General features: G+C 67.5%; 16 protein-coding genes. 3 read left to right on the top strand and 13 right to left on the bottom strand.

The features are described from left to right. Window positions 1–121: 121 nt before the first annotated feature. Entirely contained in the window at window positions 122–1,783 is a 1,662-nt protein-coding gene (ettA, locus tag ACCQ13_RS02770) for an energy-dependent translational throttle protein EttA (RefSeq protein ID WP_039408257.1), read from the top strand. A 95-nt stretch (window positions 1,784–1,878) separates the two neighbouring features. Here the strand turns inward: ettA and def are convergent, their stop codons facing one another. Then, window positions 1,879–2,394: a peptide deformylase gene (gene def, locus ACCQ13_RS02765; RefSeq protein ID WP_104602318.1), complete on the bottom strand. Its 516-nt coding sequence runs from the start codon at window positions 2,392–2,394 to the stop codon at window positions 1,879–1,881. A 442-nt stretch (window positions 2,395–2,836) separates the two neighbouring features. Between def and ACCQ13_RS02760 the strand changes: the two genes are divergently transcribed. Beyond that, entirely contained in the window at window positions 2,837–3,259 is a 423-nt protein-coding gene (locus ACCQ13_RS02760) for a post-PEP-CTERM-1 domain-containing protein (RefSeq protein WP_104602317.1), read from the top strand. Then, entirely contained in the window at window positions 3,252–4,910 is a 1,659-nt protein-coding gene (locus tag ACCQ13_RS02755) for a PA domain-containing protein (RefSeq protein ID WP_159406605.1), read from the top strand. The genes ACCQ13_RS02760 and ACCQ13_RS02755 overlap by 8 nt, the downstream gene beginning before the upstream one ends. A gap of 194 nt (window positions 4,911–5,104) precedes the next feature. Here ACCQ13_RS02755 and ACCQ13_RS02750 read toward each other — a convergent pair whose 3' ends face one another. The 12 genes from ACCQ13_RS02750 to ACCQ13_RS02695 form a co-directional block, all read right to left on the bottom strand. Further along, entirely contained in the window at window positions 5,105–9,646 is a 4,542-nt protein-coding gene (locus ACCQ13_RS02750) for a cellulose synthase subunit BcsC-related outer membrane protein (protein ID WP_159406604.1), read from the bottom strand. After that, complete coding sequence (gene bcsZ, locus ACCQ13_RS02745; RefSeq protein ID WP_104602314.1) at window positions 9,628–10,809, bottom strand: cellulose synthase complex periplasmic endoglucanase BcsZ; 1,182 nt, start codon at window positions 10,807–10,809, stop codon at window positions 9,628–9,630. The genes ACCQ13_RS02750 and bcsZ overlap by 19 nt, the downstream gene beginning before the upstream one ends. After that, window positions 10,806–13,106 carry a cellulose biosynthesis cyclic di-GMP-binding regulatory protein BcsB gene (gene bcsB, locus ACCQ13_RS02740; protein WP_104602313.1) on the bottom strand — a complete coding sequence of 767 codons (2,301 nt, stop codon included), beginning with the start codon at window positions 13,104–13,106 and terminating at the stop codon, window positions 10,806–10,808. Before bcsB ends, bcsZ begins: the two co-directional genes overlap by 4 nt. A gap of 44 nt (window positions 13,107–13,150) precedes the next feature. Next, on the bottom strand, window positions 13,151–15,295 hold the full coding sequence (gene bcsA / locus ACCQ13_RS02735) for a UDP-forming cellulose synthase catalytic subunit (RefSeq protein WP_104602312.1): 2,145 nt from the start codon (window positions 15,293–15,295) through the stop codon (window positions 13,151–13,153). Window positions 15,296–15,385: 90 nt separating this feature from the next. Continuing rightward, window positions 15,386–15,853, bottom strand: coding sequence for a hypothetical protein (locus ACCQ13_RS02730; RefSeq protein ID WP_104602311.1), 468 nt, complete (start codon window positions 15,851–15,853; stop codon window positions 15,386–15,388). A gap of 28 nt (window positions 15,854–15,881) precedes the next feature. Beyond that, on the bottom strand, window positions 15,882–16,337 hold the full coding sequence (bcsD, locus tag ACCQ13_RS02725) for a cellulose biosynthesis protein BcsD (RefSeq protein ID WP_104602310.1): 456 nt from the start codon (window positions 16,335–16,337) through the stop codon (window positions 15,882–15,884). A 170-nt stretch (window positions 16,338–16,507) separates the two neighbouring features. After that, on the bottom strand, window positions 16,508–17,707 hold the full coding sequence (pncB, locus tag ACCQ13_RS02720) for a nicotinate phosphoribosyltransferase (protein ID WP_159406603.1): 1,200 nt from the start codon (window positions 17,705–17,707) through the stop codon (window positions 16,508–16,510). 210 nt (window positions 17,708–17,917) lie between these two features. Then, on the bottom strand, window positions 17,918–18,886 hold the full coding sequence (locus tag ACCQ13_RS02715) for a glycoside hydrolase family 113 (protein ID WP_167526818.1): 969 nt from the start codon (window positions 18,884–18,886) through the stop codon (window positions 17,918–17,920). Further along, the gene (locus tag ACCQ13_RS02710; protein WP_208800570.1) at window positions 18,868–20,124 is read right to left on the bottom strand and encodes a hypothetical protein; all 1,257 of its coding nucleotides are present in this window, start codon (window positions 20,122–20,124) and stop codon (window positions 18,868–18,870) included. Before ACCQ13_RS02710 ends, ACCQ13_RS02715 begins: the two co-directional genes overlap by 19 nt. 49 nt (window positions 20,125–20,173) lie before the next feature. Beyond that, window positions 20,174–22,081, bottom strand: a complete 1,908-nt coding sequence (locus ACCQ13_RS02705; protein WP_159406601.1) for a glycosyltransferase family 2 protein — start codon at window positions 22,079–22,081, stop codon at window positions 20,174–20,176. A 12-nt stretch (window positions 22,082–22,093) separates the two neighbouring features. Further along, window positions 22,094–22,978 carry a hypothetical protein gene (locus ACCQ13_RS02700; RefSeq protein WP_372372337.1) on the bottom strand — a complete coding sequence of 295 codons (885 nt, stop codon included), beginning with the start codon at window positions 22,976–22,978 and terminating at the stop codon, window positions 22,094–22,096. 267 nt (window positions 22,979–23,245) lie between these two features. Further along, window positions 23,246–24,085, bottom strand: coding sequence for a glycosyltransferase family 2 protein (locus tag ACCQ13_RS02695; RefSeq protein ID WP_159406599.1), 840 nt, complete (start codon window positions 24,083–24,085; stop codon window positions 23,246–23,248). Window positions 24,086–24,256 lie beyond the last annotated feature (171 nt).

The raw sequence follows: 24,256 nt of genomic DNA, 5'->3' as shown, positions 1-24,256 counted from the left end.
CTGCCATTTAGCTGCAGCTCGGCGTGCCGCGGCCTCCGCCACTTGCCCGTATAATCGAGGTCATCCCTTTTCCGCTGCCTCCGGCCTCGGCCGGCGGGCTGCCTGCGTCCACGGAGCCCCAATGTCGCAATACATTTACACCATGAACCGCGTCAGCAAGGTAGTCCCGCCCAAGCGGCAGATCATCAAGGACATCTCGCTGAGCTTCTTCCCGGGCGCCAAGATCGGCCTGCTGGGTCTGAACGGCGCCGGCAAGTCGACGGTGCTGAAGATCATGGCCGGCGTGGATACCGATTTCGAAGGCGAAGCCCGCCCGCAGGCCGGCATCAAGGTCGGCTACCTGGCGCAGGAACCGCAGCTCAATCCCGAGCACACCGTGCGCGAAGCGGTCGAAGAAGGCGTGGGCGACGTGCTGCAGGCCCAGGCCGCGCTGGATGCGGTGTACCTGGCCTATGCCGAGGAAGGCGCCGATTTCGACGCGCTGGCCAAGGAACAGGAGCGCCTGGAGGCGATCCTGGCCGCCGGCGATGCCCACACCCTGGAAAACCAGCTGGACGTGGCCGCCGATGCACTGCGCCTGCCGCCATGGGAGGCCATCGTGGGCAAGCTGTCCGGTGGCGAAAAGCGCCGCGTGGCGCTGTGCCGCCTGCTGCTGCAGAAGCCGGACATGCTGCTGCTCGACGAACCCACCAACCACCTGGACGCCGAGTCGGTGGAATGGCTGGAGCAGTTCCTGGCGCGCTATACCGGCACCGTGGTGGCAGTCACTCATGATCGCTACTTCCTGGACAACGCCGCCGAGTGGATCCTGGAACTGGACCGCGGCCGCGGCATTCCGTGGAAGGGCAACTACACCGACTGGCTGACCCAGAAGGACGAGCGCCTCAAGCAGGAAGACAACCAGGAAAAGTCACGCCAGAAGGCGATCCAGAAAGAACTGGAATGGTCGCGGCAGAACGCCAAGGGCGGCCGCACCAAGGGCAAGGCGCGTCTGGCCCGCCTGGAAGAGCTGCAGTCGGTGGATTACCAGCGCCGCAACGAGACCAATGAAATCTTCATCCCGCCGGGCGAGCGCCTGGGCAACTCGGTGATGGAATTCAAGAACGTCTCCAAGAAGTTCGGCGACCGCCTGCTGATCGACAACCTGTCGATGATCGTGCCGCCGGGCGCCATCGTCGGCATCATCGGCCCCAACGGTGCCGGTAAGTCGACCCTGTTCAAGATGATCACCGGCCAGGAGAAGCCCGATTCCGGCGAGATCGTGGTCGGCCCGACCGTGCAGCTGTCCTACGTGGACCAGAGCCGCGACGCGCTGGAAGGCAACCACAACGTGTTCCAGGAAATCGCAGGCGGCCTGGACATCCTCAACATCAATGGCGTGGAGATCCAGTCGCGCGCCTACATCGGCCGCTTCAACTTCAAGGGCCAGGACCAGCAGAAGATGGTCGGTTCGCTGTCCGGCGGTGAGCGCGGTCGCCTGCACATGGCCAAGACGCTGTTGCAGGGCGGCAACGTGCTGCTGCTGGACGAACCGTCCAACGACCTGGACATCGAAACGCTGCGCGCACTGGAAGATGCGTTGCTGGAGTTCCCCGGCAACACTTTCGTGATCTCGCATGACCGCTGGTTCCTGGACCGTATCGCCACGCATATCCTGGCGTTCGAAGGCGACTCGCACGTGGAGTTCTTCCAGGGCAACTACCGCGAGTACGAAGAAGACAAGCGTCGCCGCATGGGCGACGATGCCGGCCCGAAGCGCCTGCGTTTCAAGGCGCTGAAGTAAGGGCGTTGCAGCAGCAAGGACAGGGCGCCATCAGGCGCCCTGTCTGTTTGTGATTAGCGTGCGGGTAGACGGCACGCGGCGGTCGTCGCCAGGCGCTACAGCTCGTACGACAACACGTCTTCGAAACCGAAGGTGTCGAAGTTCTCGATGCGTGAGGGGTACAGGCGACCGACCAGATGGTCGTATTCGTGCTGCACGACGCGCGCGTGGAAGCCTTCGGCCTGGCGATCGATCGGCGTGCCGTCGGGCGCGAAGCCGCGGTACCGGATACGGCGATAGCGCGGAATCACCGCGCGCAACCCGGGAATCGACAGGCACCCCTCCCAGCCGTTCTCCATCTCTTCCGACAGCGGCTCGATCTGCGCATTGGCCAATGCGGTACGCGGCACGGCAGGCGCCTCGGGATACCGCTCGCTGGCCTCGAAGCCGAACACCATCAATTGCAGGTTCACCGCGATCTGCGGCGCCGCCAGCCCCACGCCGCGCGCGTCGTCCATGGTGTCGAACATGTCGGCCACCAGCGCCTGCAATTGCGCGCTGCCCAGGTTGGTCACCACAGGTGCCACGCGCAGCAGGCGCTTGTCGCCCATGCGGATGATCTCGCGAATCATGCCGATGCTCCCGAAAAAACGATGCCGCGATCTTAGGACGTGGGGCCAGACCGTGCGGTGAGCGAAACGGCCGGCGCCGTGTCGAGACAGGCTGGGCGCCTGGCCGAAGCCGGCCACTGGACAGCTGCGCACGGCCATGTCGACGCGCCAGGCCAGCGGCAAGACGGCGCGGGCGACACGCAACGGCCAGCAGCAGCCGCGTCAAATTCCCGGCTAGGCACCAGTGAAAAGGCAACTCCCTGGTGAACGGGTAGCCGGACGCATCCACAGAACTGACTTTTTCAGCACATCGATTCGCCATTTACTCCCTTCCCGTCAAAATGTTGACACAAATCACGGATTCATGATTCAGTCATCAACAGACTAAAACGGAAGGATCCACCCGAACACCGCTCCCTCGCACCACTTTCTTTCTGCCGTTGGACCCAAGGAAACCCCAACAATGATGAGCTTTCGCAAGCCTGGATGGATGTTGTCCGGTGCGCTGTGTCTGGCCTGCCTGCCGGCAATTGCCGCAGCGCAGGATGTCGCCGCCAGCTCCAAGGTCGGTATCGATCCCGCCACCGGCAAGTTGCGCCCGCTGACCGACGCCGAGAGCGCGGCGCTGGATCAGCAGGCCGCCTCTGCCGCCGCCCGCAGCGCCACCGGCCGGGCGACCCCCGCCGCGCTGCCACAGAACGAAGCCGCCGCCCTGGCCAGTGTCCGTCGGCTGCCCAACGGCACCGTGGCGCGCAAGTTGCCGGCCACGCAAATGAGTTCGCTGACCGCCACCCGCCAGGCCGATGGCCGCATCGTGATCGAACACGGCGATGACGCCGACACCCAACCCGCCCACGCCGAGCACGGGGCGCTGCCGCATGAATAAGCCCTTGTTGCTGTTGTCCCTTGCGGTGGGTGCGGCACTCGCGACGGCGCAGGCGTCGGCTGCCACCGTCACGCTCATCAATGGCGATGCCGGCACCGTCGTCGGCTTGAACGACCCGACCGCCACTGCCCCGCTGGGTGGCAATCCCGGGCGCTCGGTGGGCGAGCAGCGTCGTATCGCCTACCAGTACGCCATGGACCTGTGGGGCGCGGTGCTGCAGAGCACTGTGGAGATCAAGGTCTACGCCTCGTTCGCGCGGCTGACCTGTACCGCCACCGGCGGCACGCTGGGCCAGGCCGGCCCGAACTGGATCGTCAACAACTTCCCCGGCGCCAAGCCCAATACGCTGTACCCGTCTGCGCTGGGCGATGCGATCGCCGGGCAGGACCTGGTACCGGATCCGGCCGATCCGGCCGACGTGTTCTCGCAATTCAACGGCGACCTGGGCAAGGACGACTGCCTGGCCGGCTCGGGCTGGTACCTGGGCCTGGACGGCAAGACGCCGCAGGGCCAGATCAACTTCCTCAACGTGGTGATGCACGAGATCGGCCACGGGCTGGGCGCTGCCGGCTTCCTCAACAAGACCACCGGCGTACTCGGTTCGGGCAGCGGGCTGACCGACGTCTACACCTCGCAGGCCTATGACAACGTGCAGAACAAGCGCTTCGACGACCCGGCCATGACCAATGCCCTGCGTGCCGAGGCGATGCGCACGCCGGGCCGCACGGTGTGGGCCGGCTCGGGGGTCAACCGCGAGGCGGCGTTGGTCCTGGATCCGCGCACCCTGCTGCAGGTCACTGCACCCAGCAGCGCTGCCGGCAAGTTCGAAGTGGGCTTTGCCAGCTTCGGGCCGCTGGCGACCGCCAGCAATTTCCCCGCCCGCGCGGTGGTGACCGTCAACGATGGCGTTGCGGCCGCCTCGGCCACCGATGGCTGTGAGACGCCATTCGCCAACGCCGCCGAGGTGACCGGCAAGGTGGCGCTGATCGACCGTGGCACCTGCGCCTTCGCCATCAAGGCCAAGAACGCCCAGCTCAATGGCGCAGTGGGCGTGATCGTGGCCAACAACGCCGCCGGCGTGCAGACCATGGGCAATGCCGCACCGCCGATCACCGACATCACCATCCCCGCGATCATGGTGTCGCAGGTCGATGGCGCGCGCCTGAAGGGCAGCACCGGGGTCGTGGCCGGGCTGTACGAGGATCCAGAGCTGCTGCAGGGCACCGACAGCGCGGGGCGCACGCGCTTGTATGCACCCAGCGTGGTGGCCGGCGGTTCGACGTTCTCGCACTTCGACACCGACCTGCAGCCGAACGCGCTGATGGAGCCGTTCGATACGCCGGAAGTGCAGGCGCAGCTGAACATCGACCTGACCCCGGCGATGTTTGCCGACATCGGCTGGACCTTGAACCGTGGCCTGACCCGGCTGGGCAACTGCAATACGCTGGTACCGACCGTGGAGACTGGCGGCCTGATCGTCGGCGCCAACCTCACCGCCGAGAACAGCCTGTGCAAGACCCAGAATGCAGGCAACCGCCTCGGTTACCTGAGCTGCATGAACGACCATCTGCGTGAGCTGGAAGACCAGGGTGCGATCAGCCGCGTGCAACAGGCGGCCACGTTCGTCTGCGCCACCAAGGTTCGCCCGTAAGGCAAGCGTGTACCAGGTGATGGGGATGCGGACGGCGCCGGAAGGCGCCGTTCGTTTGTGTGATGCCGCCTGCCGTCACCGGCATCGCTGCACGCGGCGTGGCAGGTAGCAATGCCACCTGCCACGCCGCGCGCCGGCCGGCCACGCCGCGGCAACTACCCGCCGCGTAGCGAACCGGCAGTGCCGCGATTGCCTCAGCGATCCGCCGCGTACGGCGAGGTCAGCACCTGCGGTGCGCGGCCCAGCGCGGCGCCCAGGCGATCCATCACGAAACGCAGATAGAGATTGCTGCTGAACTGGTTGTAGTCGCGTGCGTTGTTGAAGGTCAGGCGCCCGCCCAGGAACAACTGCGGCGCCACCTGCCACTCGGCCGCGCCGCTGAGGTTGTAGGACACCCCGGTGCGGCTTTCGCCCGCGTACACCGGGTCGGTGTAGCGGTCGACCAAACCGAGCAGCGCCGCCAGCGACGCGGCATCGTAGGCAGCCTGCTGCAGGGTTGGGTCGGTGGGGAAATACGGCGTGGGATCGGTCTTGAAGTGCTGCACGCCGATGCTGGCATCGACCTTCCAGTTGACGCTCTGCCCGACGCTGCGGCCGCTCCAATGCACCGGGAATCCGAGGTCCACATACTCCTGCGGGCTGAAGTAACCGCCGTGCCCGTAGGTGAAGCCGCTGAGGTTCTTGGCGTACTGCATGGCGGTCAGATTGACGCCGGCGGTCAGCGACTGGTTGCGGGTTTCCAGCGCATGCACGTAGAAACCCAGGTCGGCCTGACGGTGGTCGTTGTCGGCCACGTTGTTGCCGGTCAGGCGGTGTGCGGCGAGATTGGCGTAGCCACCGAGCAGGCCGTTGTCGGCAGTGGCCGACAGCGCGATGCCGTTGCTGGTGACACCGCCCCATTCGCGGCCGCTGCGGCCGTCCTGTACGCCGGCGAACGACAGCACGCTGTCGGTGACCGCGCGCCGCGAGGCATCGGCCGACCAACTCACCGTCTCGCCGAGCTCGCCGCGATAGCCGACCCCGCCGACGATGTTCTGCTCCTGGAATCCGATCGGCGTGCTGCCGACATCGGCGCTGAAACCGCCGTTGCGATAGCGCACACCGACGCCGACGCCGGTGTCGTCCTGGCTGAGCCGGCGCGCACCGTTGCCGGTGGCGGCCATGCTGTTGAGCGTGGCCGCCAGCGAGGTCGGCGTCTGCTGCGCGGCGGCGGAACTGCTGGCCAATGCCTGCAACGCGGCGCCGTCGCCGGCGGCCAGCTGTTCGCTGATGGCGGTGTTGCTGAGGATATCGCGCGCCAGCTGCGCGATCGGCGTGTTGGACGCATTGACGCTGAGCAGGTACGCAGGCAACGGTTCATTGGCCAGCGCGGCCAACGCCGCCGGCGTGCTGTTGTTATTCTCGGTGAGCAGCTCGCCGAACAGGCCGGTATTCAAGGCATAGCGACGCAGGCGTTCGCGTGTGGCGGCGGTGTTGCCTTCGGTGGCGAGCAGTTGATACACCGACGAGCTGGTCAGCGCGTCGATGGGGCGGCGATCAGCGGCAAGCGCGTCGTTGACCGCCGTCTGCGGGCCGGTGCCGAAGCGGCTGGCGGTGGCGTAATCGGTGGTCAGGGTGCCGGCATCCACCACGGTCGGCGTCAACGTGACGCCGAGCTTGCCTTCGCCCACCGCGAATTCGGCCTGCACCGGCATTTCAATGTCATCCAGGCGGCCCAGGCCGTCTTCGCCATCGCGCGCGCGGTACAGCGCGCCACCGGCCAGGTTGTCGCTGTTTTCCGACTGCACGGCGCGCAGTTCGTCGAGCACGCTGTTGCCGCTGCTGGCCGGGGGCAGTGCCTGCGCCGCGACGCCGCGCGGGCGCAGGTCGTCGGCCGGTGCCAGCGTCGGCACGCTGCGTGCGGGCACGCTGCGTGCGGGCAGGCGCGAACGGCTGGCCGGCGCTGGCAGCACCGCCGGCGCGGCGCTGGCGCTCACCGGCGGCGGCAAGGGATCGGCACTATTGCCGGCGTAGGCATACGCGTCGGCAGTGACAGGCGCGGGGACGGGCGCAGCGAAGCGGGCAGCGGCCGGTTGCGCGGGCAGCGGCGCCAGCGCGGTCTGCGCGTAGGCGTTGCCTGCGTCCATGCGCTCGGACAGCACCGCCGGTGAGCGCGGCATGCCGCCGGTCATGCCGGAGAACGGATTGAGCGGGCGACCGGACGAGGCCACCATGGCGGGGCCGCGTGCCGAAGGCAGGCCGTTATCGAGTTGGCCGGCCTGGCGCTGCTGGGCGGCCAGCGAGGCGCGGAAATACTGCTCGGCCTTGCGGTTCTTGCCGGCGCTGCGATACACCCGGCCGGCCGCGGCCAGCACGTCCGGCGACTCCGGCGCCTGCGCCAGCGCGCGTTGCAGATAACCCTCGGCACTACGCAGATCCGACTGCGCGGCGGCGCTGTTGGCGGCGGCAGTGAGCGTGTCCAGGTCGTCGGGATGGCGCTGCAGGATCTGTTGATACAGCGCCAGCGCCTGCGGCTGGTCGCCGGCGGCGGCATACAGCCGCGCCAGCGCGGCCTGCGCGTCGCGGTTGTCCGGTTGCTGCGCCAGGATCGGCGACAGTGCGTCAAAGGCGCCTTCCAGATTGCCCAGCTCGCGCAAGGCATCCACCTGGCGCAGCGTGTAGGCGCTGCGCAGGGTCTGATAGCGGCGCAATTGTTCCGGCGTCATGGTGGTGGCTTGCAGCTGGCGCAGCACCGCCGACAGCTCGGCGTCCTGCTGCGCACGTAGCAGCACGTCGGCATAGTGCAGGCGGTCTTCGGTACGCGGGTTGGCGCCGGTGACCAGGCGCTGTGCCAGCACCAGCGCGCGCGGGGTGTTGCCGGCGTCGGCATGTGCACCGGCCAGCGCGGCCAGCAGTTGCGGGTCGTCGAGCTGATTGCCGAGCGCGGTTTCGGTACGCGCCAGCAGTTGCTGGGCCTCGCCCACCCGACCCTGCTGCACCAGCCTGCGCGCCTGGCGTGCCTGCAGTTCGATCCAGGCGGTGGTGCGCAGCTGGGTCATCTCCGGCGTGCGCGCTGCAACCGGGATGCGATCCAGACTGTCGTAGGCGCCCTGCCAGTCGCCGCTTTCCTGGGCGAACAAGGCATGGGCATGCAGCGCTTCGGGTTGATCGGCATGCACGGCAAGCAGGCCGTCCATGACGCTGCGCGCCTGATCGGGGCGGCCGGCCTGTTGGTAGAGACGCGCCAGATCCAGGCGGATCCAGGCATCGCCGGGGCGTTCGACCATGGCCGCTTCCAGCTCGGCCTGCGCGCTGACCGCATCGCCGGCATCCAGCGACTGGCGGGCACGCGCACGCTGCACGTTGGAACGCAGCAAGGCCTGTCCCCCGGACTTGGCGCGTTCGGCGGCCGGCAGGCGGTTGAACAACTCGGTGGCTTCCTGCATGCGGCCCTGGCGGCTGTACAGCCCGACCAGGCCCTGCAGGGCGCCGGCATTGTCGGCATCGCGCGACAGCGCCTTGCGATAACTGGCCTCGGCCGCGACCGGGTCGCCGGCGGCCTGCAATCCGCCCAGCGCCACATGGCCTGCCGGCTCGTTGGGCAGCAACTGCACCGACTGTTCCACCAACTGGCGTGCCTGCGCCAGATCGCCGCGCGCACGCGCGGCCTCGGCCTGCTGCAACTGCTGCCAATAGCGCGCGCTATCCAGCGCAGGTTTCCATTTGCCATTGCTGGCCGCCGCCGGGCGCAGCAGCTCCTGCGCTTCGGAGAAACGTTGCTGGCGCAGACGCACCGAGCCCAGCCCACCCAGTGCCTCGGGGTCGCGCGCACGCGCACGCAGCACCTGGGTGAAGCGTTGTTCGGCCACCCCCAGGTTGCCGGCGTTGAGCGCGCGGAAGCCTTCGCCGAGCGCAATGCCATTGGGATCGGCCGGCGTGGTCTCGGCGCTGCGGCGGTTGCTCAGCTGACCGAGTTTGGCGGTGACGTCCGCATCGTTCGGGGTGCCGGCCAGAAACGCCTGGTACAGCGGCGCATCGGCGGTGTTGGCATTGAGCCACAGCAGCGCCTGGCGCCAGCTGATGCGCGCCGGGCCGCCGACGTCGGCACGCTGCGCCAGCGTGCGCAGCTGCGCGATGCCGTCGCGGCGGGTGGGTTCGCGGTAGCTCAGCACCTGGGCCAGCGCCAGCTGCAGCGACGGATTGCCCGGTTCGCTGGCCTGCAGCTTGCGCAGACCGTCACGGGCGCGCTCCCAGCCGGTGGGCGTGCCGGCCAGCGACTGGTAGTACTCCAGCGCCAGGGTCGGCGGCGGTGCCTTGCCGGCGAACACGGCCTCGTAGCTGCGCGCGGCTTCGACATACCGCCCGGCGGCAGAAGCGCGGCGCGCGTTGCGCAGATTGGGGTCTTCGCCGGCGGCGGCGCTGCCGCGCGCGCCGATCGCCACGCGCAGGCGCTGGGCCTGCGGCGACTGCGGGTGGGCGGCTTCAAGTTGCTGCAGGCGCTTGCGCGCTTCGGACTGGCGGCCCTGCGCCAGGTCGATCTGGGCCAGGCCGAGCAAGGCGTCGGGCTGGTCCGGGTCGATGCCGAGCAGCTTTTTCCAGGTATCGGCGGCCAGGTCGTCGCGGCCCTGGTCATGCCAGTAATTGCCCTGCCCGACCAGTTGCTGGGTGGCGCCGGTCTGCGCATGCACCGGTGAGGCGAGCAGGCACAGGTCGATCATGCCGGCGAGGTAGAGCGGCGTCAGGTTTTTGCGGAGCATGCAGGCGTTCTCCAGGCGGGCAGCAGGCGCCCGTCTGCGGCAAAGCGGTAGCGGTTCTCAAGCCAGCCCTGTCCAAACAGGGCCAGCGTGCGTTCGTAGTACGGCAGGGCGGCGGCCGCAGGCTGGGCGGCGGCGGGAATGCGCTGCGCCTGCGCCTTGAGCAATGCGGGCTGGCCCAGGGCACTCAGGTACGGCAGCAGCGCAGCGGAAAACCCCACCGGCACCGGGCCGGTGCCCACGCCGCGTGCGGTGTCGATCTTTTCGGCGAAACCGGTGCCTGCTGCCAGCAGGTCGGCCGGGCCGGACAGGTCCTGCAGCAACCTGGCGCGCAGCGGTTCGCCAGCATCGAGCATGCCGGCCCACAGATACACGCGGATGGCGTCATAGCTGCCGACAGTGCCGCGCTTGGGATCGGCGCTGAAGCGGGTGCCGTCCCACACCGTCCAGTCCGGGGCGAACCCCACCGGCGCACTCTCGCGCAGCACGCGCGCGCTGTTGGCGGCAATGGCGGCCCAGGGACCTTTGGGATCGGCAACGACGCAGCGACGCAGCAGTTGGATCGGCAGGTAGCTGGGGTTGAGCGTCCAGCGGCCGTTGTCCGCGAATCCGCTGCGGCCGGGCAACAGCATCGGGCCGATCCCGGGCAGCGTGGCCACTTCCTGCGCACGCATCAGCTGCAGGATCTGCTGGCCGGCCTTGACGTAGCCGGGGCGGTTCCACAGCCGGCCGGCTTCCAGCAGGGCGTAGGCGATCCACAACTCGCCGTCGCTGGCGGTGTTGGGGTCTAGCACCCGCCAGTTGCCGCCCTCGTCGCGGCCCCACAGCCAGGCCGGCAGGTTCAGGTCCGGGCGGCCGCCGCACAGGTTGTGCCGGGTCCAGCCCAGCACCTTGTCGAACAGCACCTGGTCGTTGGCCACCAGTGCGAAGAACAGCGCATACGACTGGCCTTCGGAGGTGGAGCGCTGGTCGGCGTTGAGGTAATCCACCACCCGTCCATCGGGCTGGATGTGCCTGGACACGAAGGCATTCCACAACGGCCAGCTGCCGCACTGCGCCGGTGCCGGCTTGGCGCCCGCCGGCAGCACCGCGGCCAGGCCAGCCAGCGCGCCGGCGCGCAGCAGGCGGCGGCGGATCATGCCGCTGGCGGTGGGATGTGCGCTCATGTGCTCGTTCCTTCGTTGAGTCGCTCCGCAGTGTGCCGGCGCAGCAGCACGCGGGCGGCCAGGGCCAGCAACAGCGCCAGCAGCACCACGGTGAACGCCAACCACACCGGGTGGTGCGAGAAGTACCAGCGCAACCAGGTCGGCAGCGGCAGGTGGCCCACGTAATAGGTCTGGTTGCCGACCAGGCTGGTGACCTTCTTCTGCTGCAGCAAGACCACGCTGCCCTGGAAGTCCTTGAGCAGGGCCGGGTCGAACCAGGCATCGAACAGGCGGCTCATGTTGGCCGGGTCTTCGGTCTGGAACGCGACCACGCTGCGGCCGGATGCCAGCGGCGATTCGAAGCCCATCAGCAGCACGTCATCCGGCTGCGGCTGCAGCGCGATCTCGGCGGTGGTGGGCAGGTCGGTGCGGCGCGCGTCGAAGGACAGGAAGGCGGGCAGTTTCTCGAACAGCCAGTCGCTCAGGTCGATGCGCCGGCCCTGCCCGTCCTGGCTCAACGGCAACTGCGCCTGCCATTGCTTGAACAAGGGCTGCGAGGTGGCGCTGCCCAGCAGCAGCAGATCGCGATCGGCGTGCTGCTGCACCGCGCTGGGGCCGATGATCTGCACATGCAACGCCGGGTAGCCGGTGGATGCGCCGAAGCGCCCGAGCAAGGTCAGCACATTGCCCAGATCCTGGTCGCCCGGGTTGTTGGGCAGCACGATGGTCGATTCGGCCAGGTCGGCCAGCCGCGTGAACGGATAGCCGGCGTTGGCGAACGCGGCCAGGTTCGGCATCGCCATGTAGTGATGGAAGCCGCTCAGGTCGATGGTGGAATCGGCATCGATGGCGCCAGAGACGTCCGGGAAACTGTTCTTGCATTCCTCGTCCTGCGGGCGATCGAAGAAGAAATGGAAGCGCAGCTGGCTATTGGCCGAAAACGCGCCCACCGGCAAGGTCAGGTCCTGGTGCACCGGCATGCTGCCGCGCGCGCCCAGGCTGTTCCACCAGCGCATCGGGGTGGACTCGGCGAACGGGCGCCCGGTCAGCGGCAGCGTGGTGACGAACGACTCGTTGATGCTGACGTTGAGCGCGGACTTGTTGTCCACCTCCGGCACCGTGTAGCGGTATTTCAGCGCCACCGGAATGCCCTCGCGCTCCCACACGAACAGGTCCGGCGGCAGCTGCAGGCCGACCCGGATCAGGTCCGGGTGGTAGCCGGTGACATTGAGCGCGCCGGGTTGGGTGACCAGATCACCGAAACGCACCGGGTGTTCGCTGGAGACCCACTTGGGCGCGTCATAGGGCTGGCGCGGCGCCGGCGCGGACATCTCGCCAATGCGGGCTACCGCACCGGTCAACGGCGCACGCAGCGCCAGTGCGGCGGCGGCACGTTGCAGGTCATCGGTATTGCGACCGAGCACCAGCAGCAGCTTGCCGTTGGGATCGGTGGGGTTGACCACCACCGCCACGGTGGGGCCACGGATATCGGCCACGCCGCTGTCGGCGGTGGCGAACTGCGCCGGCAAGGTGGCCGGGGTGGCGAACACCACCGCATTGCCGCTGGCCGGCAGCGCCGTGGTCGATGCCGGGAACACCGCGCCGCGATACCCGGCCAGGGTGCCGAACCACGAGGCCACCGTGCCGGCCGCCTGCAACGTGTCCATGTCCGGCTGCTGCGGGAAATAGAACGGCAGCTCCAGCCGGCGCGTGTCGCGCACATCGAAGAACGGCACCGGCAGCAGTGCCAGGTTGTTGGCCAGCGCCAGCGGCGTGGTGGTCAGCGACAGGCTGGTGGCCGCGTCCACGTTCGCCCACAGGCTGCTGTGGTCGGGGTCTTCGCACTCGCGCGTGTAATGGCCGATCAGCTGCAGGTTGAGCTGGTTGTAGTCGGTAATCAGGCGCGGGTCGATCGGCACATCGGCCGAGAGCAGCTTGCCCGCGTTGGCCTTGTCGGTGGGCAAGGTGGCCACGGTGACGCCGTTGATGGTGACCTTGACGTGCGACAGGTCCGGCAGCAGCGACGGCGAATAGCTGTATTTGAGATTGAGCGTGGCGGCGGTGACGATCTCGTCGCTGCGCACGCTGAAGGGCACCCCGGCACTGCCCTGCACGCCGCGCAAGGTGATTTCGTAATCGATGCCCAGATCGCGCAGCGTGGCCACGCGCGCGCTGCCGGCGGGCAGCGGCGCCTCGGGCACGGTTGCCGCGGCGGCCTGCGCATCGGCTGCGGGCGCCGTCGGCGCGGCCTGCTGCGCCTGTGCCAGACCGGCCAGGAGGGTAAGCGCGCAGGTCAACACGGCGGGGGACATTCGCATCAATCGATTCTTGGCAAGGGAAAGGGACACAGCACGCATCGCACTCACGACTCCAGATCCAGCGGGCGCGCCGGGCGAAAGCCCTGCCGCGCACTGTCCACCATATGCCGGCCCAACCGCCCGAATCCGCGCGCACTGGCTTCCAGCACCTGGCCCATCGAGCGCCAGAAAGAATCACGGTCGTGCTGGCCCCATTGCGAAAGCCAGATATCGGCACGCGCGAACGTGGACGCCACCAGCCAGCGTTCCTGTTCCATCGACATCTGCGTGAACTGGATGCTGACCTGGCCATCGCGATCCTGCCGTACCACCGCCGGCAGGGTCTGTTCGATGCCGCGATGGCTCAGGCCGATCTGGACCTGCATGCCGGGTTCGATCGGCTGCGGCTGATCGAGCATGATCGCCATGCCGCCGGTGGAGAAATTCAACGAACGGCTGGCCAGCACGTTGCCATCGGGCAGGTACAGATTGACCGGGATATCCAGCGGCACGCGGTGGGCGCTACGCACCTGGCGGGTTTCGCTGGCAGTGGCGATCGTGGCGCCCAGCAGCACCATGTTGTACAGCGTCCAGGCCAGGTTGAACCAGATCGTCTGTTGCTCGCCGCTGCCGCCCACATAGATCAGCCGCAGCACGCCGGCCACCACGCCCACCACGTTGAGCAGCAGCAGGAACAGGTAGGGCTTGGCGATCTGCGCATCGAAATAGCTGCGCGCCACCAGACCGCCCTTGGGGGTGACGTTGAACTTGCCCAGCTTGGGGTTGAGCAGCGCCACCAGCGTCGGGCGGAAGATGTACCAGGCCAGCGTGGTCTCGTAGACCTCGTTCCACAGCAGATGCCGAAACCGGCTCTGCACGCGCAGATTGGTCAGGTTGGCCTGCAGGATATGCGGCAACGCATAGGCCAGGATCATCAACGCCGAGGCCTGGATCACATGCGCGCCGAAGAACAGATAGGCCAGCGGCGCGGTGAGATAGATGATGCGCGGCACCCCGTAGAAGAAGTGCAGCATCGCGTTGAGATAGCACAGCCGCTGCGACAGCTTGAGCCCACGGCCCAACAAAGGGTTGTCAATACGCGCGATCTGCGCCATGCCGCGCGCCCAGCGGATGCGCTGCGCCACATGGCCGGACAGGCTCTCGGTCGCCAGCCCTGCGGCCTGCGGCACCGCCAGGTACGCGGTGCGGTAGCCGCGGCGCTGCAGCTTGAGCGCGGTGTGCGCATCTTCGGTGACGGTTTCCACTGCCACCCCGCCCACTTCTTCCAGCGCGGTGCGCTTGATGACCGCGCACGAGCCGCAGAAGAACGTGGCATTCCACTGGTCGTTGCCGTCCTGCAGCAGGCCGTAGAACAGCTCGCCCTCGTTGGGCACCTTGCCGTGGGTGTCGAGGTTGCGCTCGAACGGATCGGGCGAGAAGAAATAGTGCGGCATCTGCACCAGCGCCAGCTGGGTGTCGCGCAGGAACCAGCCCATCGCCACCTGCAGGAACGAGCGGGTCGGGATGTGGTCGCAGTCGAAGATCGCCACGTACTCGCCGCTGCACTTCTTCAGCGCCGCGTTGATGTTGCCGGCCTTGGCGTGCGCATTGTTGGTGCGGGTGACATAGTTGATGCCGACCTCGGCGCAGAACTCGCGGAACGCGTCGCGGCGGCCGTCATCGAGCAGGTGGATGGTGATCTTGCCGGCCGGCCAATCGATCACACTGGCGGCCAGCACGGTGGTACGCACCACCGACAGCGGCTCGTTGTAGGTGGGAATGAACACGTCCACGCTCGGCCACAGGCTCTGGTCGGCCGGCAATGGCACCGGTTTGCGGTTGAGCGGCCACAGCACCTGGAAATAGCCCAGCACCAGGATCACGAACGCATACAGCTCGGCGCCGAGCAGGCCCAGGCCAAGAATGAAATCCACCGCGCTGCCCACGCCCATGGTCTGGGTCATGCGCCACCAGATGTAGCGGCACGACACCGCCAGCGACATGCCCATCATCATCAGGATGACCACGCGCCCGCCCCGGTTGCGCACCGCCAGTGCCACGGCGAACAGCACGCCGGAAAACACCAGCTGCTGGGTTACGTCCATCGGCACGGCCACCACGAACACCAGCAGCAACGCACCCAGCGACCACAGCGCCCAGGTCGCCAGCCTTGGCAGCGGTGATGCGGAACGGATACGGGCAGCGGTCATCGGGAAAATCCTTTCAGGCGTGGCGGCATGCGGCAGAACAGGCACTGACAAGCGCGCGGGCGCTTGCCGTGGATCATTCAGTCAAGCGGGTCAACGCGACCGCAGCCGCCTGAGCGGGCTCTGTGCCGAACTGCGCACATCGGCCTGCGACAGGCGCTGGAACAGACGCTCCAGCGGTGTGTGCGCCAGTCGTCCGGGCGCCGGCAGGCCGCGCGGCCCTGGTTCGTCGAGCTGGCGCAGCTTGCGCAGCGGTGCCAGCGCATCGGCCGGCGGCACCTCGCCAGGGTCGCCGGCCGGCGTCGCGGCGACGGCCGCCTGCACGATCGGCCCACGCGGCGCGGGCGCCGGTATCGGCAGAGCCGGCGTCAGCGCTTCCGGTGCGGGCCGTGCTGTCTCGGCGGGCGCAGGCACATCGGCCGGCACCACCTCCGGCTTGCGTGGCGGCAGCTGGGTGTAGGCGAAGTCGTGATACCCCTCGCTCGCCTGCGTCCCCAGACGCGCGAACAGGCCCGAGACATCGTCGTGCTCAGGTGCATTCTTGGTGTTCTTCGGTGCCATCACAGTCCCCTTGCCCGGTCACACATGCTCATTGCGCCCGCGCCAGCACGAACTGACGCAGATCCACGGTTTCGCCCGGAACGGTCTGCACCGCCAGGCCTGCCAGCATCCCCACTTGCTGGAACCACCCTTCATACACACCCTGCAAGAACCCGTCGCTCCACGCCGCGCCATCCAGCACCACGCCCAACGGCGCGCCGGCATGCCGGATCCACACATGGTCGGCCTGCTCGTCCAACGCGCACCGCCCCCAGTCGCAGTCGTCCCAGACCGCGTTGGCGGCCTGCTGCATCTCTTCCAGCGTCGCGCACGGCAGCAAGCGATGCGCCTGCGCGAAGCGGCGGCCGATACGCGCCATCAACGTCGCCAGATCGTGCTCGGGCAGCTCGGCGCCGAACTCCTCGGCCATTGCACGCACAAATCCCAGCCACTGCCGGGAACAGCTGCGGGTGCGGTAGAGCGACAACGGGTCCAGTGCTGACATTCGGCGGGTTTCGCGATGGAGGGACACCACATACGACAGATGCACCAGAAGTGATGCAAGCGTGATGCCAATGTTAACGCGCGCAAACTGCCAATTGAGAGATGCATCTCACTTTTCAGCGTATTCACCGAAGGCAGCCTTTCCGTCCGGGCAGTTTGTGCCCGATTGCGTCATTCCCTGTCGCGCGCAGTCACCTCGTCGGACAGGGGCGGCAGGCCGAATACATCGCGCAGGTACCGCAGGTAGCCAACGTCCTCGCACATGCGCTTGCCGGGCGAATCGCTGAGCTTGGCCACCGGCTGGCCGTTGCAGCGGACCATCTTGATGACGATCTGCAGCGGCGTCGGCCCCAGGTCGTTGGTCAGGCTGGTGCCGACCCCGAAGGCCAGCCGGCAGCGGGTGTGGAAGTGCTGGTACAGCCGCATCACCTTGTCGATGTTGAGGCCGTCGCTGAACACCAGCACCTTGCTGCGGGGGTCGATGCGGTGCGCCTGCAGGTGCGCGATGACGCGCTCGCCCCACTCGAACGGGTCGCCGGAGTCGTGGCGCATGCCGTCGAACAGCTTGCAGAAGTACAGGTCGAAATCGCGCAGGAAGGCGTCCAGCCCCACCACGTCCGACAGCGCGATGCCCAGATCGCCGCGGTACTCGCGCGCCCACGATTCCAGCGCGGCCACCTGCGAGTCGCGCAGCCGCGGTCCCAGCGCCTGGAACGCCTGCAGGTATTCGTGCGCCATCGTGCCCAATGGTGTCAGCCTGTAATGCTTGGCGAAGTACACATTGCTGGTGCCCACGAACTGCTCGCCCAGCCCATCGCGCAGCAACGGCAGCAGCTCGCCGTGCCAGTGCCGCGAGTAGCGCCGCCGGGTGCCGTAATCGGCGATCTTGCAGCCAGCCGGCATACTGCGCAGGCTGGCGATCTTCTCGCGCAGGCGACAGCGGCCCTCCTCGAAATCCGGCTCGGAGGTGTTGCGGAACCACACCTCGTTGATGATCCCCAGCAGTGGCACCTCGAACAGGATGGTGTGCAGCCACGGCCCACGGATGGTCAGCTCGATCTCACCCGGCGCGCTGGTGGATGCCGCCAGCTGCAGGTACTTGCGATCCAGATGGAACAGCGCCAGGAAGTCGGCAAAGTCCGGCTTGATGAAGCGCAGGCCGCGCAGATAGTCCACCTCGTCCTCGCGCAGGCGCAGCCGGCACAGCGCATCGATCTCGCGCGCGATCTCATCGATGAACTGCGCCAGGTCCACGCCAGGGGTGCGGCACTTGAAACGGTACTCGACCTGCGCGGCCGGGTGCTGGTGCAGCACCGCCTGCATCATGGTGAACTTGTAGAGGTCGGTATCGAGCAATGAATGGATAATCATGCGGCTGGATTATGCCCGCCACGCCGCCGCCTGCATGTGTCGCGGCGCGCGCTGCGCCGCAGCCATGGGCGCAGTAGGCGGCCGATGACGCGCGCACATCGACGTGCGAGGCGATCTTACCGCCCCGCCTCCGCATATCTCCAGCGATGCCCCCCCCCAGATGGATGGGCCGCCGGCAGCGGCATCGCTGTCCCCTGCCCCACCGCGCCCTCAGCGCGCCAGCACCTGTTGCGCCGGTTTGCCTTGCACGGTGAAGTCGCTGTCGTCCGGGCCGCCAGCCGTGGGATCGGTGTACCAGCACCACAGCGCGATGCCGTCCATGCCGTGTGCCTGCAACACCGTGCGCCATTGCTGCAGCACCTGCCGCTGCAGATGGGTGTCCACCGCTGCGGTGCGTTGCTCCGGGCTTTCCCACGGCGCCGCCAGGCTGCCGCGCGCCGAGCGCAGACCCAGCTCGGCCACCCAGACCGGCTTGCCCACGCGCTGCCCCAGCTGCTGCAGCCGCTGCGCGGCGGCCTGCATTTCCTGCGTGCGTGCCTTGGCTGCTTCGGACAGACGCGGATACAGGCTGGTGCCCACCGCATCGAACAGCGACCAGTAACGGAAGCTCTCCGCGTGCTCCATGCCATCGGCCACGTACAACAGCTTGCCGCGATAGACCTGGCGCACCGCCGCCACCAGCCCGGGCCATTGCGGGGCGTCCTGCAGCTTACGTAGCTCGGTGCCGACCACCAGCGCCTCGGCGTGTTCGTCCTCGGCCAGCTGTGCCAGCGGCAACAACGCCTTCTGATACGCGGCGAACCAGGCCGCCTGATCGTCGGGCGCCACCTCGCCAGCCCAGTGCCCGGGGATCCAGACATGCACCTTGAGCGTGGGACTCAGGCCGGCGCGATGGCTCTGGCGCAGCGCCGCCCGCAGCGCCTCCAGGCGGCTGTCGCTGCCCAGCACCGGGTCGTTGGAATGTGGGGTTGCCTGCCACACGAACGCCACCAGCAACGCCTTGCTCGCACCGGTGGCGGCCAAGGCCTCCAGCGACTGCGCGGCAGCCGGGCTTTCCCAGGGCGCGTTGGCCGAAACCTTGACGTTGGCGCCCATCCACATCGGCGCGGCGGCATTGCAGCCATTGGCCAGCAGGCACACACCCAGCACCGCAAAAAGGGTCAGAACGCGCTTGAACATGCAGCCGCTGCCTCGCTGGTCGACGCTGCCGTGCCCTGCACGCAGCGGGTCGTGCCCAGGGTCGCATGTGTCGTGTCGGGCGGCGCCATGGTGCCGGTGGTTGGGCCCACGGCCGCGTCAGGAGCGCTGGCGGGCGTGGATGCACCGAGCACGGCTTGCGTCTGCACTCGGCCCTGCCATGCCACTGGCGCATTCGCTGGCAGCACCACCGCCTCACCCTTCACCAATGCCCGTGCGTGGGTGGCTGGCACCGCGCGCAGCCAGCTCCCCCAGCCCTGCGGTTGCACCCAGGCTGCACCGAGCAGGCCAAGCAGCAGCAAGCCGGCCGCCTGGCTGCGCTGGTCCGGCTGCAAAGCGCGCAGCAGCAACGCGGCCGGCACCCACAGCAGCACCAGCGCATCGAACCCGGCCCAGCCGAAGGCGAACGACAGCGCTGCCGCGCAGATCACGGTCCCGGCGCTGGCGATCACGCCACGCGCCAGCGCCGCGCTGCGCGCACGTAGCACGAGCGCCAGCACCGGGAAGCAGACCGCCGCAGCCACGCCCCAACGCACCGCTGGCAACCAACCCTGCGCCTGCGCGGCCAGCGGCAACGGCAGCGAGTGCGCGCCCTGCGCGATGTTCGACAGTGCCGGCCACGGCGCATGGAACACGGTCAGATTGACGTACGCCCATATGCCGAGCAGAAACACGAACGGCAGATAACACACCAGGTAGAACGACCCCGGCGCCTTGCGCCGCAGTTGCGGCGGGATCACCAGCAACAGCCACGGCGCCACCATTGTCGACAGTGCCAGCGTCTGCACATCCAGGCACAGCAAGAGGCACAGCCAGCCAGCGATACGCAGGTAGGTAAACGCCTCCACCGGCGCCTGCAGGCGGCGCAGCGTACGGCACAAGCCATAGAACGCCAGCAGCCCCACCGCCTGGCTGCCGCCGGCCGTGATCGGCAGCAGGAACAGCGGGTTGCAGCCCACCAACAGGGTCAAACCGCTGGCCCAGCCACGCCCGAACACACCGGCCAGGTCGCGCCACAGCAGTGACAGGAACACGGCATTGGCCGCCACCGCCAGAAACGGCCAGACCAGGAACGGCAGATCCCAGCGATGTAGCGCCCGCTCCACCGCCCAGGTCAACAGACCCGTCGCCGGCACGCCCACGCCGGGGGCGGCCACCGGTGCGGCGCCGCCCAACGACTGCACCAGCAAGGGCTGACTCAACAGCGACAGCGCTACCACCGCCACCAGGAATGCCGGCAGAACGCGGTCGCGACGCACGGCAGCCGGCTCATTCTTCGAGTGCGGCACGGCGCTCGTTTTCCGAATGCTTGCTGAGGCCATGCGTGGTCTTCTCCCAATAGAAAGGATTGTGGATCAGCTGCCAAAGACCTTTGTAGCCGGCGATCGACTGCAATACCCAGTAAAGCGGCACCGTGAGCGCGTACGGTGCCAGCTTGAAGTAGTCGCGTTTGAACGCAGCCACCAGCGTGATGTAGATGAAAAACGCGTTGGCCAGCAGCAGATTCACCAGCGAGATCGCAGCCAGCCACGGCGGAAAGATCGCATCGAACACGCGCGCACCGCTCACCACGCTAATCAGGCACAACGCCCACATCACCGGCACGCCCAGCGCAATGAAGAAATTGCCGCCGATGAAGAACTGGAAGCCCCAAAACCCCTTGAATCCGGTACTGCGGTACAGATGCACCGGGTCGCGCATATGCACCAGCCAGGTCTGCATGTAGCCCTTGAGCCAGCGCGAGCGCTGCCGGATCCAGTTGGGGATGCTGACGTTGGCTTCTTCGAAGGTAGTGGAATTGACCACGTTGACGCGGTAACCGTTCTGGATCAGGCGCACGCCCAGGTCGGCGTCTTCGGTGACGTTGTAGGGGTCCCATGCGCGCACCTGCCGCAGCACATCCAGACGGAAGTGATTGGAGGTGCCACCCAGTGGAATCGGGATGCGCAGGTATTCCAGCGCCGGCAGGTAGAAGTCGAACCAGAGCGTGTACTCCAGCGTGAACATCCGTGTCAGCCAGTTTTCGTCGGCGTTGTAGTAATTCAGCCGTGCCTGGATGCACACCACGTCTTTTTCCGCCTTGCGGAATGCGGCCACCACGCGCTTGAGCTGGTCCGGCTCGGGCTTGTCTTCGGCGTCGTAGATGGTGAGCAGCTCCCCACGCGCGAAATGCAGCGCATAGTTGCAGGCCTTGGGCTTGGTCTTGGGCTGCGACGGTGGCACCCGAATGATTTCGAAGAACGTTTCCAGGCCGAGTTTCTTGGCCGCCTCGATGGTCTCCACGTCGTCGGCTTCCAGCACCAGCTTCACGTCGAGCTTGCTGATCGGGTAATCCAGCTTGCGCAGTGCGTTAGCCAGGATCGGCAGGACTTCCGGCTCCTTGTACATCGGCACCAGCACGGTATAGACCGGCAGGTCGTCATCGCGCAGCGCAGCCACCTCGCCTTCGGTGACCTTGATGTCGATGCGATGACGCGAGCCAAACCACACCAGCAACAGCTTCAGGCCGAAGGTGGCCAGGAAGCCCAGCGCCACCAGCATGTTGACGGCAATCAGCGCCGGCACCGGAAACACCACCAGCGTTACCACCAGCAAGGCGGCCAGCACCCACAGCGTGATCTTCTGCCTGTGCGTCACCACCTGGCGCGCCGAATAGGTCGGCGCATGCGCGGCGAGCAGGTTCAGCGCGTTGTCGGTGAGCTGCTCGTCGGCGTGGCGTTGCAGGCTCCAGATGATGTCGAACTTGGCGGTGCCGACAAAGCGCACCTCTTCGCCGTAGTGCGCGCGCGCCCAGGCAAACAGCGCCGGGTCCGGGTCGGCCACTGCCAGCACCAGCACGTCGTTCTCGCGCCGCCACGGCAGCAGCAGGCGTTGTGCATAGCTGTCCAGATCTCCGGGAACCAGCAGCGCCGGATCCGGCGGCTGCTGCACCAGGTCGATGAATTCCAGCCCGAAGTGCGCCGCCACGATGGCGTAGAAACGCTGCGCCGGCACGCCGCGCTGGGCCAGAATCACATCACCCAGGCGCGAGTTCCAGCGCTGCTGCAGTGCCAGCGCCGCACCCAGTTGCTCGTCGGTGATGACGCCTGCCGACACCAGCGCACGACCCAGCAGCCCGCGTTCGCGGCCGATGTCCGGCGCCCGTCCCAGCGCATCCAGTTCACAGGTGACCGTCATGGCGTGGCGTCCTTAGAACCGCCACCAGGCCGCCACGAAGGGCCCGCCTGCGGCACCGGTATTGCGGCCCATCACCGGCTGCTGATAGCCCAGCTGCCACTGGCTGCCGCCCGGCGCGGTGTACAGCGAGGACAGCTGCAGCTTGGTGAGGTCGTAGTTGGTGCCGGTGGCGACGAAGCCGGTATCGCCAGGCCTGGAACTGATGACAAACGCATCATTGCGCCCATTGCCCAGCCCCTGGATGACGTTGAGCTCGCCCAGTAGCAACCAGTTCGGAGCCAGGCTCAAGCCGGTGGACGCATCCACCCGCACTTCGTCCGACGCGGCACTGCCACGCAAACGCACCGCGCCGCCCAGGTCGACATAACCGTTGTGGCCACCCAGCGTGTAACCACGACCGCGGCTATAGCGCAGCTCCAGGCCGTAATCGCCCAGGCCCAATGCCGGATCAGGTCCGGGATTGCCCGGGTGGTACGTCTTGCTGCGGCCGTAAGCGGGAATGCTCACCAATGCCTGCATGGCGCTGCGCCACACATCGTCCTGCGCAGCGGGCAGTGCGTAGCGCAGACCGATTTCCTGGTCCGCGAACCCCGTGGTGCTGCGACGCGCACGAGCTGGCACGCCGTCGACCGGCTCGTCGTTGTTGAAACCGACTTCGGTGAAATAAAAATTGCCGATCAGGCTCAGACGGTCGCTCAGGCCATGCTCGACGTAGACGTTGAGCTGGTCCTGGCGGCTACGCCCGTTATTGGCGAAATCGCCGCGGCGATGCGCATCGTCAAACCAGCCGGTTCCATCGCTATGCAACGCCTTGACGATCACCAGCGTGTCGCCCTGCGGCTGGGTCCAGGCACCGGCCATGGCGGTGCCCGGCAGTGCCGACAAGGAGCAGCCCATGGCAAGCGCGCAGATTGCAGCCAGTGGCAGCCGGCAGGATCGGCGACGGGACACGGCTGCCAGGGCAACCGAACTGGACTGCAGGCAGACAAGGCACGCCTGACGGACCCGCGAGCGCGGGTCGTTCTTTGCAAACATTTGTACGATTCCTGATGGGGGACCCGTTAGGGGCAGGACGCACGGATGAGGTCACACTTCTAAGCGAAACGTATCACAGTTTAGACCAATTCCCGATCACAGATTTACCATCAATTTAACGCGCGGAGGTCATTTCGAACGCAACAATCTGGGCACCTGGGCAGCCGCGTGGGTCCAGATCGCCAGCCAGACTCCCAGCTGGGTCGGCAGGTCGCGCTGGCCCGCCTCGAACTTGCGGAAATACCGCCACAGGCCGCGGTGCTTGTGCCACTCCACGAAGAATGGGCGCGCACGGCTGGAGACGCCGCGCACATGGACCACCTGCAGATCGTTGGCCACGGCCACCAGCGCGCCGGCCTGGCGCGCGCGCCGGCACAGGTCCAGATCTTCGGCATGCAGCCGGTAGCGGCCATCCCAGCCACCCAGCCGGTCGAACAGGCTGCGCTGCATCAGCATCAACGCACCGGAAATGGCATCCACCGGTTGCAGCGACATGCACGGGTCGGCCGGCACCGCCAGTTGCGCGGCAGCACGCGGCGCGCGCAGCATCGCTGCAAAGTCGGGGTCGCGCCGCCGCACCGCCGCATCCGGCCGGCCCTGTTCGTCCACCTGCTCCACCCCCAGCAGCACGGCGGCGTGCCCGGCGGCGCGGGTGCACAACTGCACCAGCGTGTCGGTTTCGACCATCAGGTCGGGGTTGATGAACACCAGCCACGGGGCGGTGGAATCGCGGGCGCCCTGGTTGCAGGCGGTGGCAAAGCCGGGATTGTCGGGATTGGCGATGAAGTGCACCCGGGCGTCGGCCAGGGCATGCCGTTGCACCAGCTCCAGGGTGTCGTCGCTGGAGGCATTGTCCACCACCCGGATCTCGTCGATGCCCTCGGCCGCGCGCAGCCGCGACAGACACGCATCGATGGTGCTGCTGCTTTGGTAGGTCACGACGACGGCGGCGATCTGGACAGGAGTCATTGGCGCATTATCCGGTGGCCAGGCCTCGCAGCGCCATCGCAGGCGCACGTCCGGCATCCAGCGCTCGCGCAGCGGGCGAAAACCACACGCGGGCGGCGAGCGTCTTGAGCACCGATACCGGTCCAGCGTGGCGGCCGGCAACCGCAGCGGGCATACTGCGCGCCCGACGGC

The organism is Xanthomonas sp. NCPPB 1638 (assembly GCF_041475635.2).
GTDB lineage: Bacteria > Pseudomonadota > Gammaproteobacteria > Xanthomonadales > Xanthomonadaceae > Xanthomonas > Xanthomonas cucurbitae.
This window is presented reverse-complemented; position numbering and strand designations above follow the sequence as displayed.

What these genes read in the sequence shown, in the direction of transcription:
- ettA (WP_039408257.1), top strand. Translation starts at nt 122, where the DNA reads ATGTCGCAATACATTTACACCATGAACCGCGTCAGCAAGGTAGTCCCG.
- def (WP_104602318.1), bottom strand. Translation starts at nt 2,394, where the DNA reads ATGATTCGCGAGATCATCCGCATGGGCGACAAGCGCCTGCTGCGCGTG.
- ACCQ13_RS02760 (WP_104602317.1), top strand. Translation starts at nt 2,837, where the DNA reads ATGATGAGCTTTCGCAAGCCTGGATGGATGTTGTCCGGTGCGCTGTGT.
- ACCQ13_RS02755 (WP_159406605.1), top strand. Translation starts at nt 3,252, where the DNA reads ATGAATAAGCCCTTGTTGCTGTTGTCCCTTGCGGTGGGTGCGGCACTC.
- ACCQ13_RS02750 (WP_159406604.1), bottom strand. Translation starts at nt 9,646, where the DNA reads ATGCTCCGCAAAAACCTGACGCCGCTCTACCTCGCCGGCATGATCGAC.
- bcsZ (WP_104602314.1), bottom strand. Translation starts at nt 10,809, where the DNA reads ATGAGCGCACATCCCACCGCCAGCGGCATGATCCGCCGCCGCCTGCTG.
- bcsB (WP_104602313.1), bottom strand. Translation starts at nt 13,106, where the DNA reads ATGCGAATGTCCCCCGCCGTGTTGACCTGCGCGCTTACCCTCCTGGCC.
- bcsA (WP_104602312.1), bottom strand. Translation starts at nt 15,295, where the DNA reads ATGACCGCTGCCCGTATCCGTTCCGCATCACCGCTGCCAAGGCTGGCG.
- ACCQ13_RS02730 (WP_104602311.1), bottom strand. Translation starts at nt 15,853, where the DNA reads ATGGCACCGAAGAACACCAAGAATGCACCTGAGCACGACGATGTCTCG.
- bcsD (WP_104602310.1), bottom strand. Translation starts at nt 16,337, where the DNA reads ATGTCAGCACTGGACCCGTTGTCGCTCTACCGCACCCGCAGCTGTTCC.
- pncB (WP_159406603.1), bottom strand. Translation starts at nt 17,707, where the DNA reads ATGATTATCCATTCATTGCTCGATACCGACCTCTACAAGTTCACCATG.
- ACCQ13_RS02715 (WP_167526818.1), bottom strand. Translation starts at nt 18,886, where the DNA reads ATGTTCAAGCGCGTTCTGACCCTTTTTGCGGTGCTGGGTGTGTGCCTG.
- ACCQ13_RS02705 (WP_159406601.1), bottom strand. Translation starts at nt 22,081, where the DNA reads ATGACGGTCACCTGTGAACTGGATGCGCTGGGACGGGCGCCGGACATC.
- ACCQ13_RS02700 (WP_372372337.1), bottom strand. Translation starts at nt 22,978, where the DNA reads ATGGGCTGCTCCTTGTCGGCACTGCCGGGCACCGCCATGGCCGGTGCC.
- ACCQ13_RS02695 (WP_159406599.1), bottom strand. Translation starts at nt 24,085, where the DNA reads ATGACTCCTGTCCAGATCGCCGCCGTCGTCGTGACCTACCAAAGCAGC.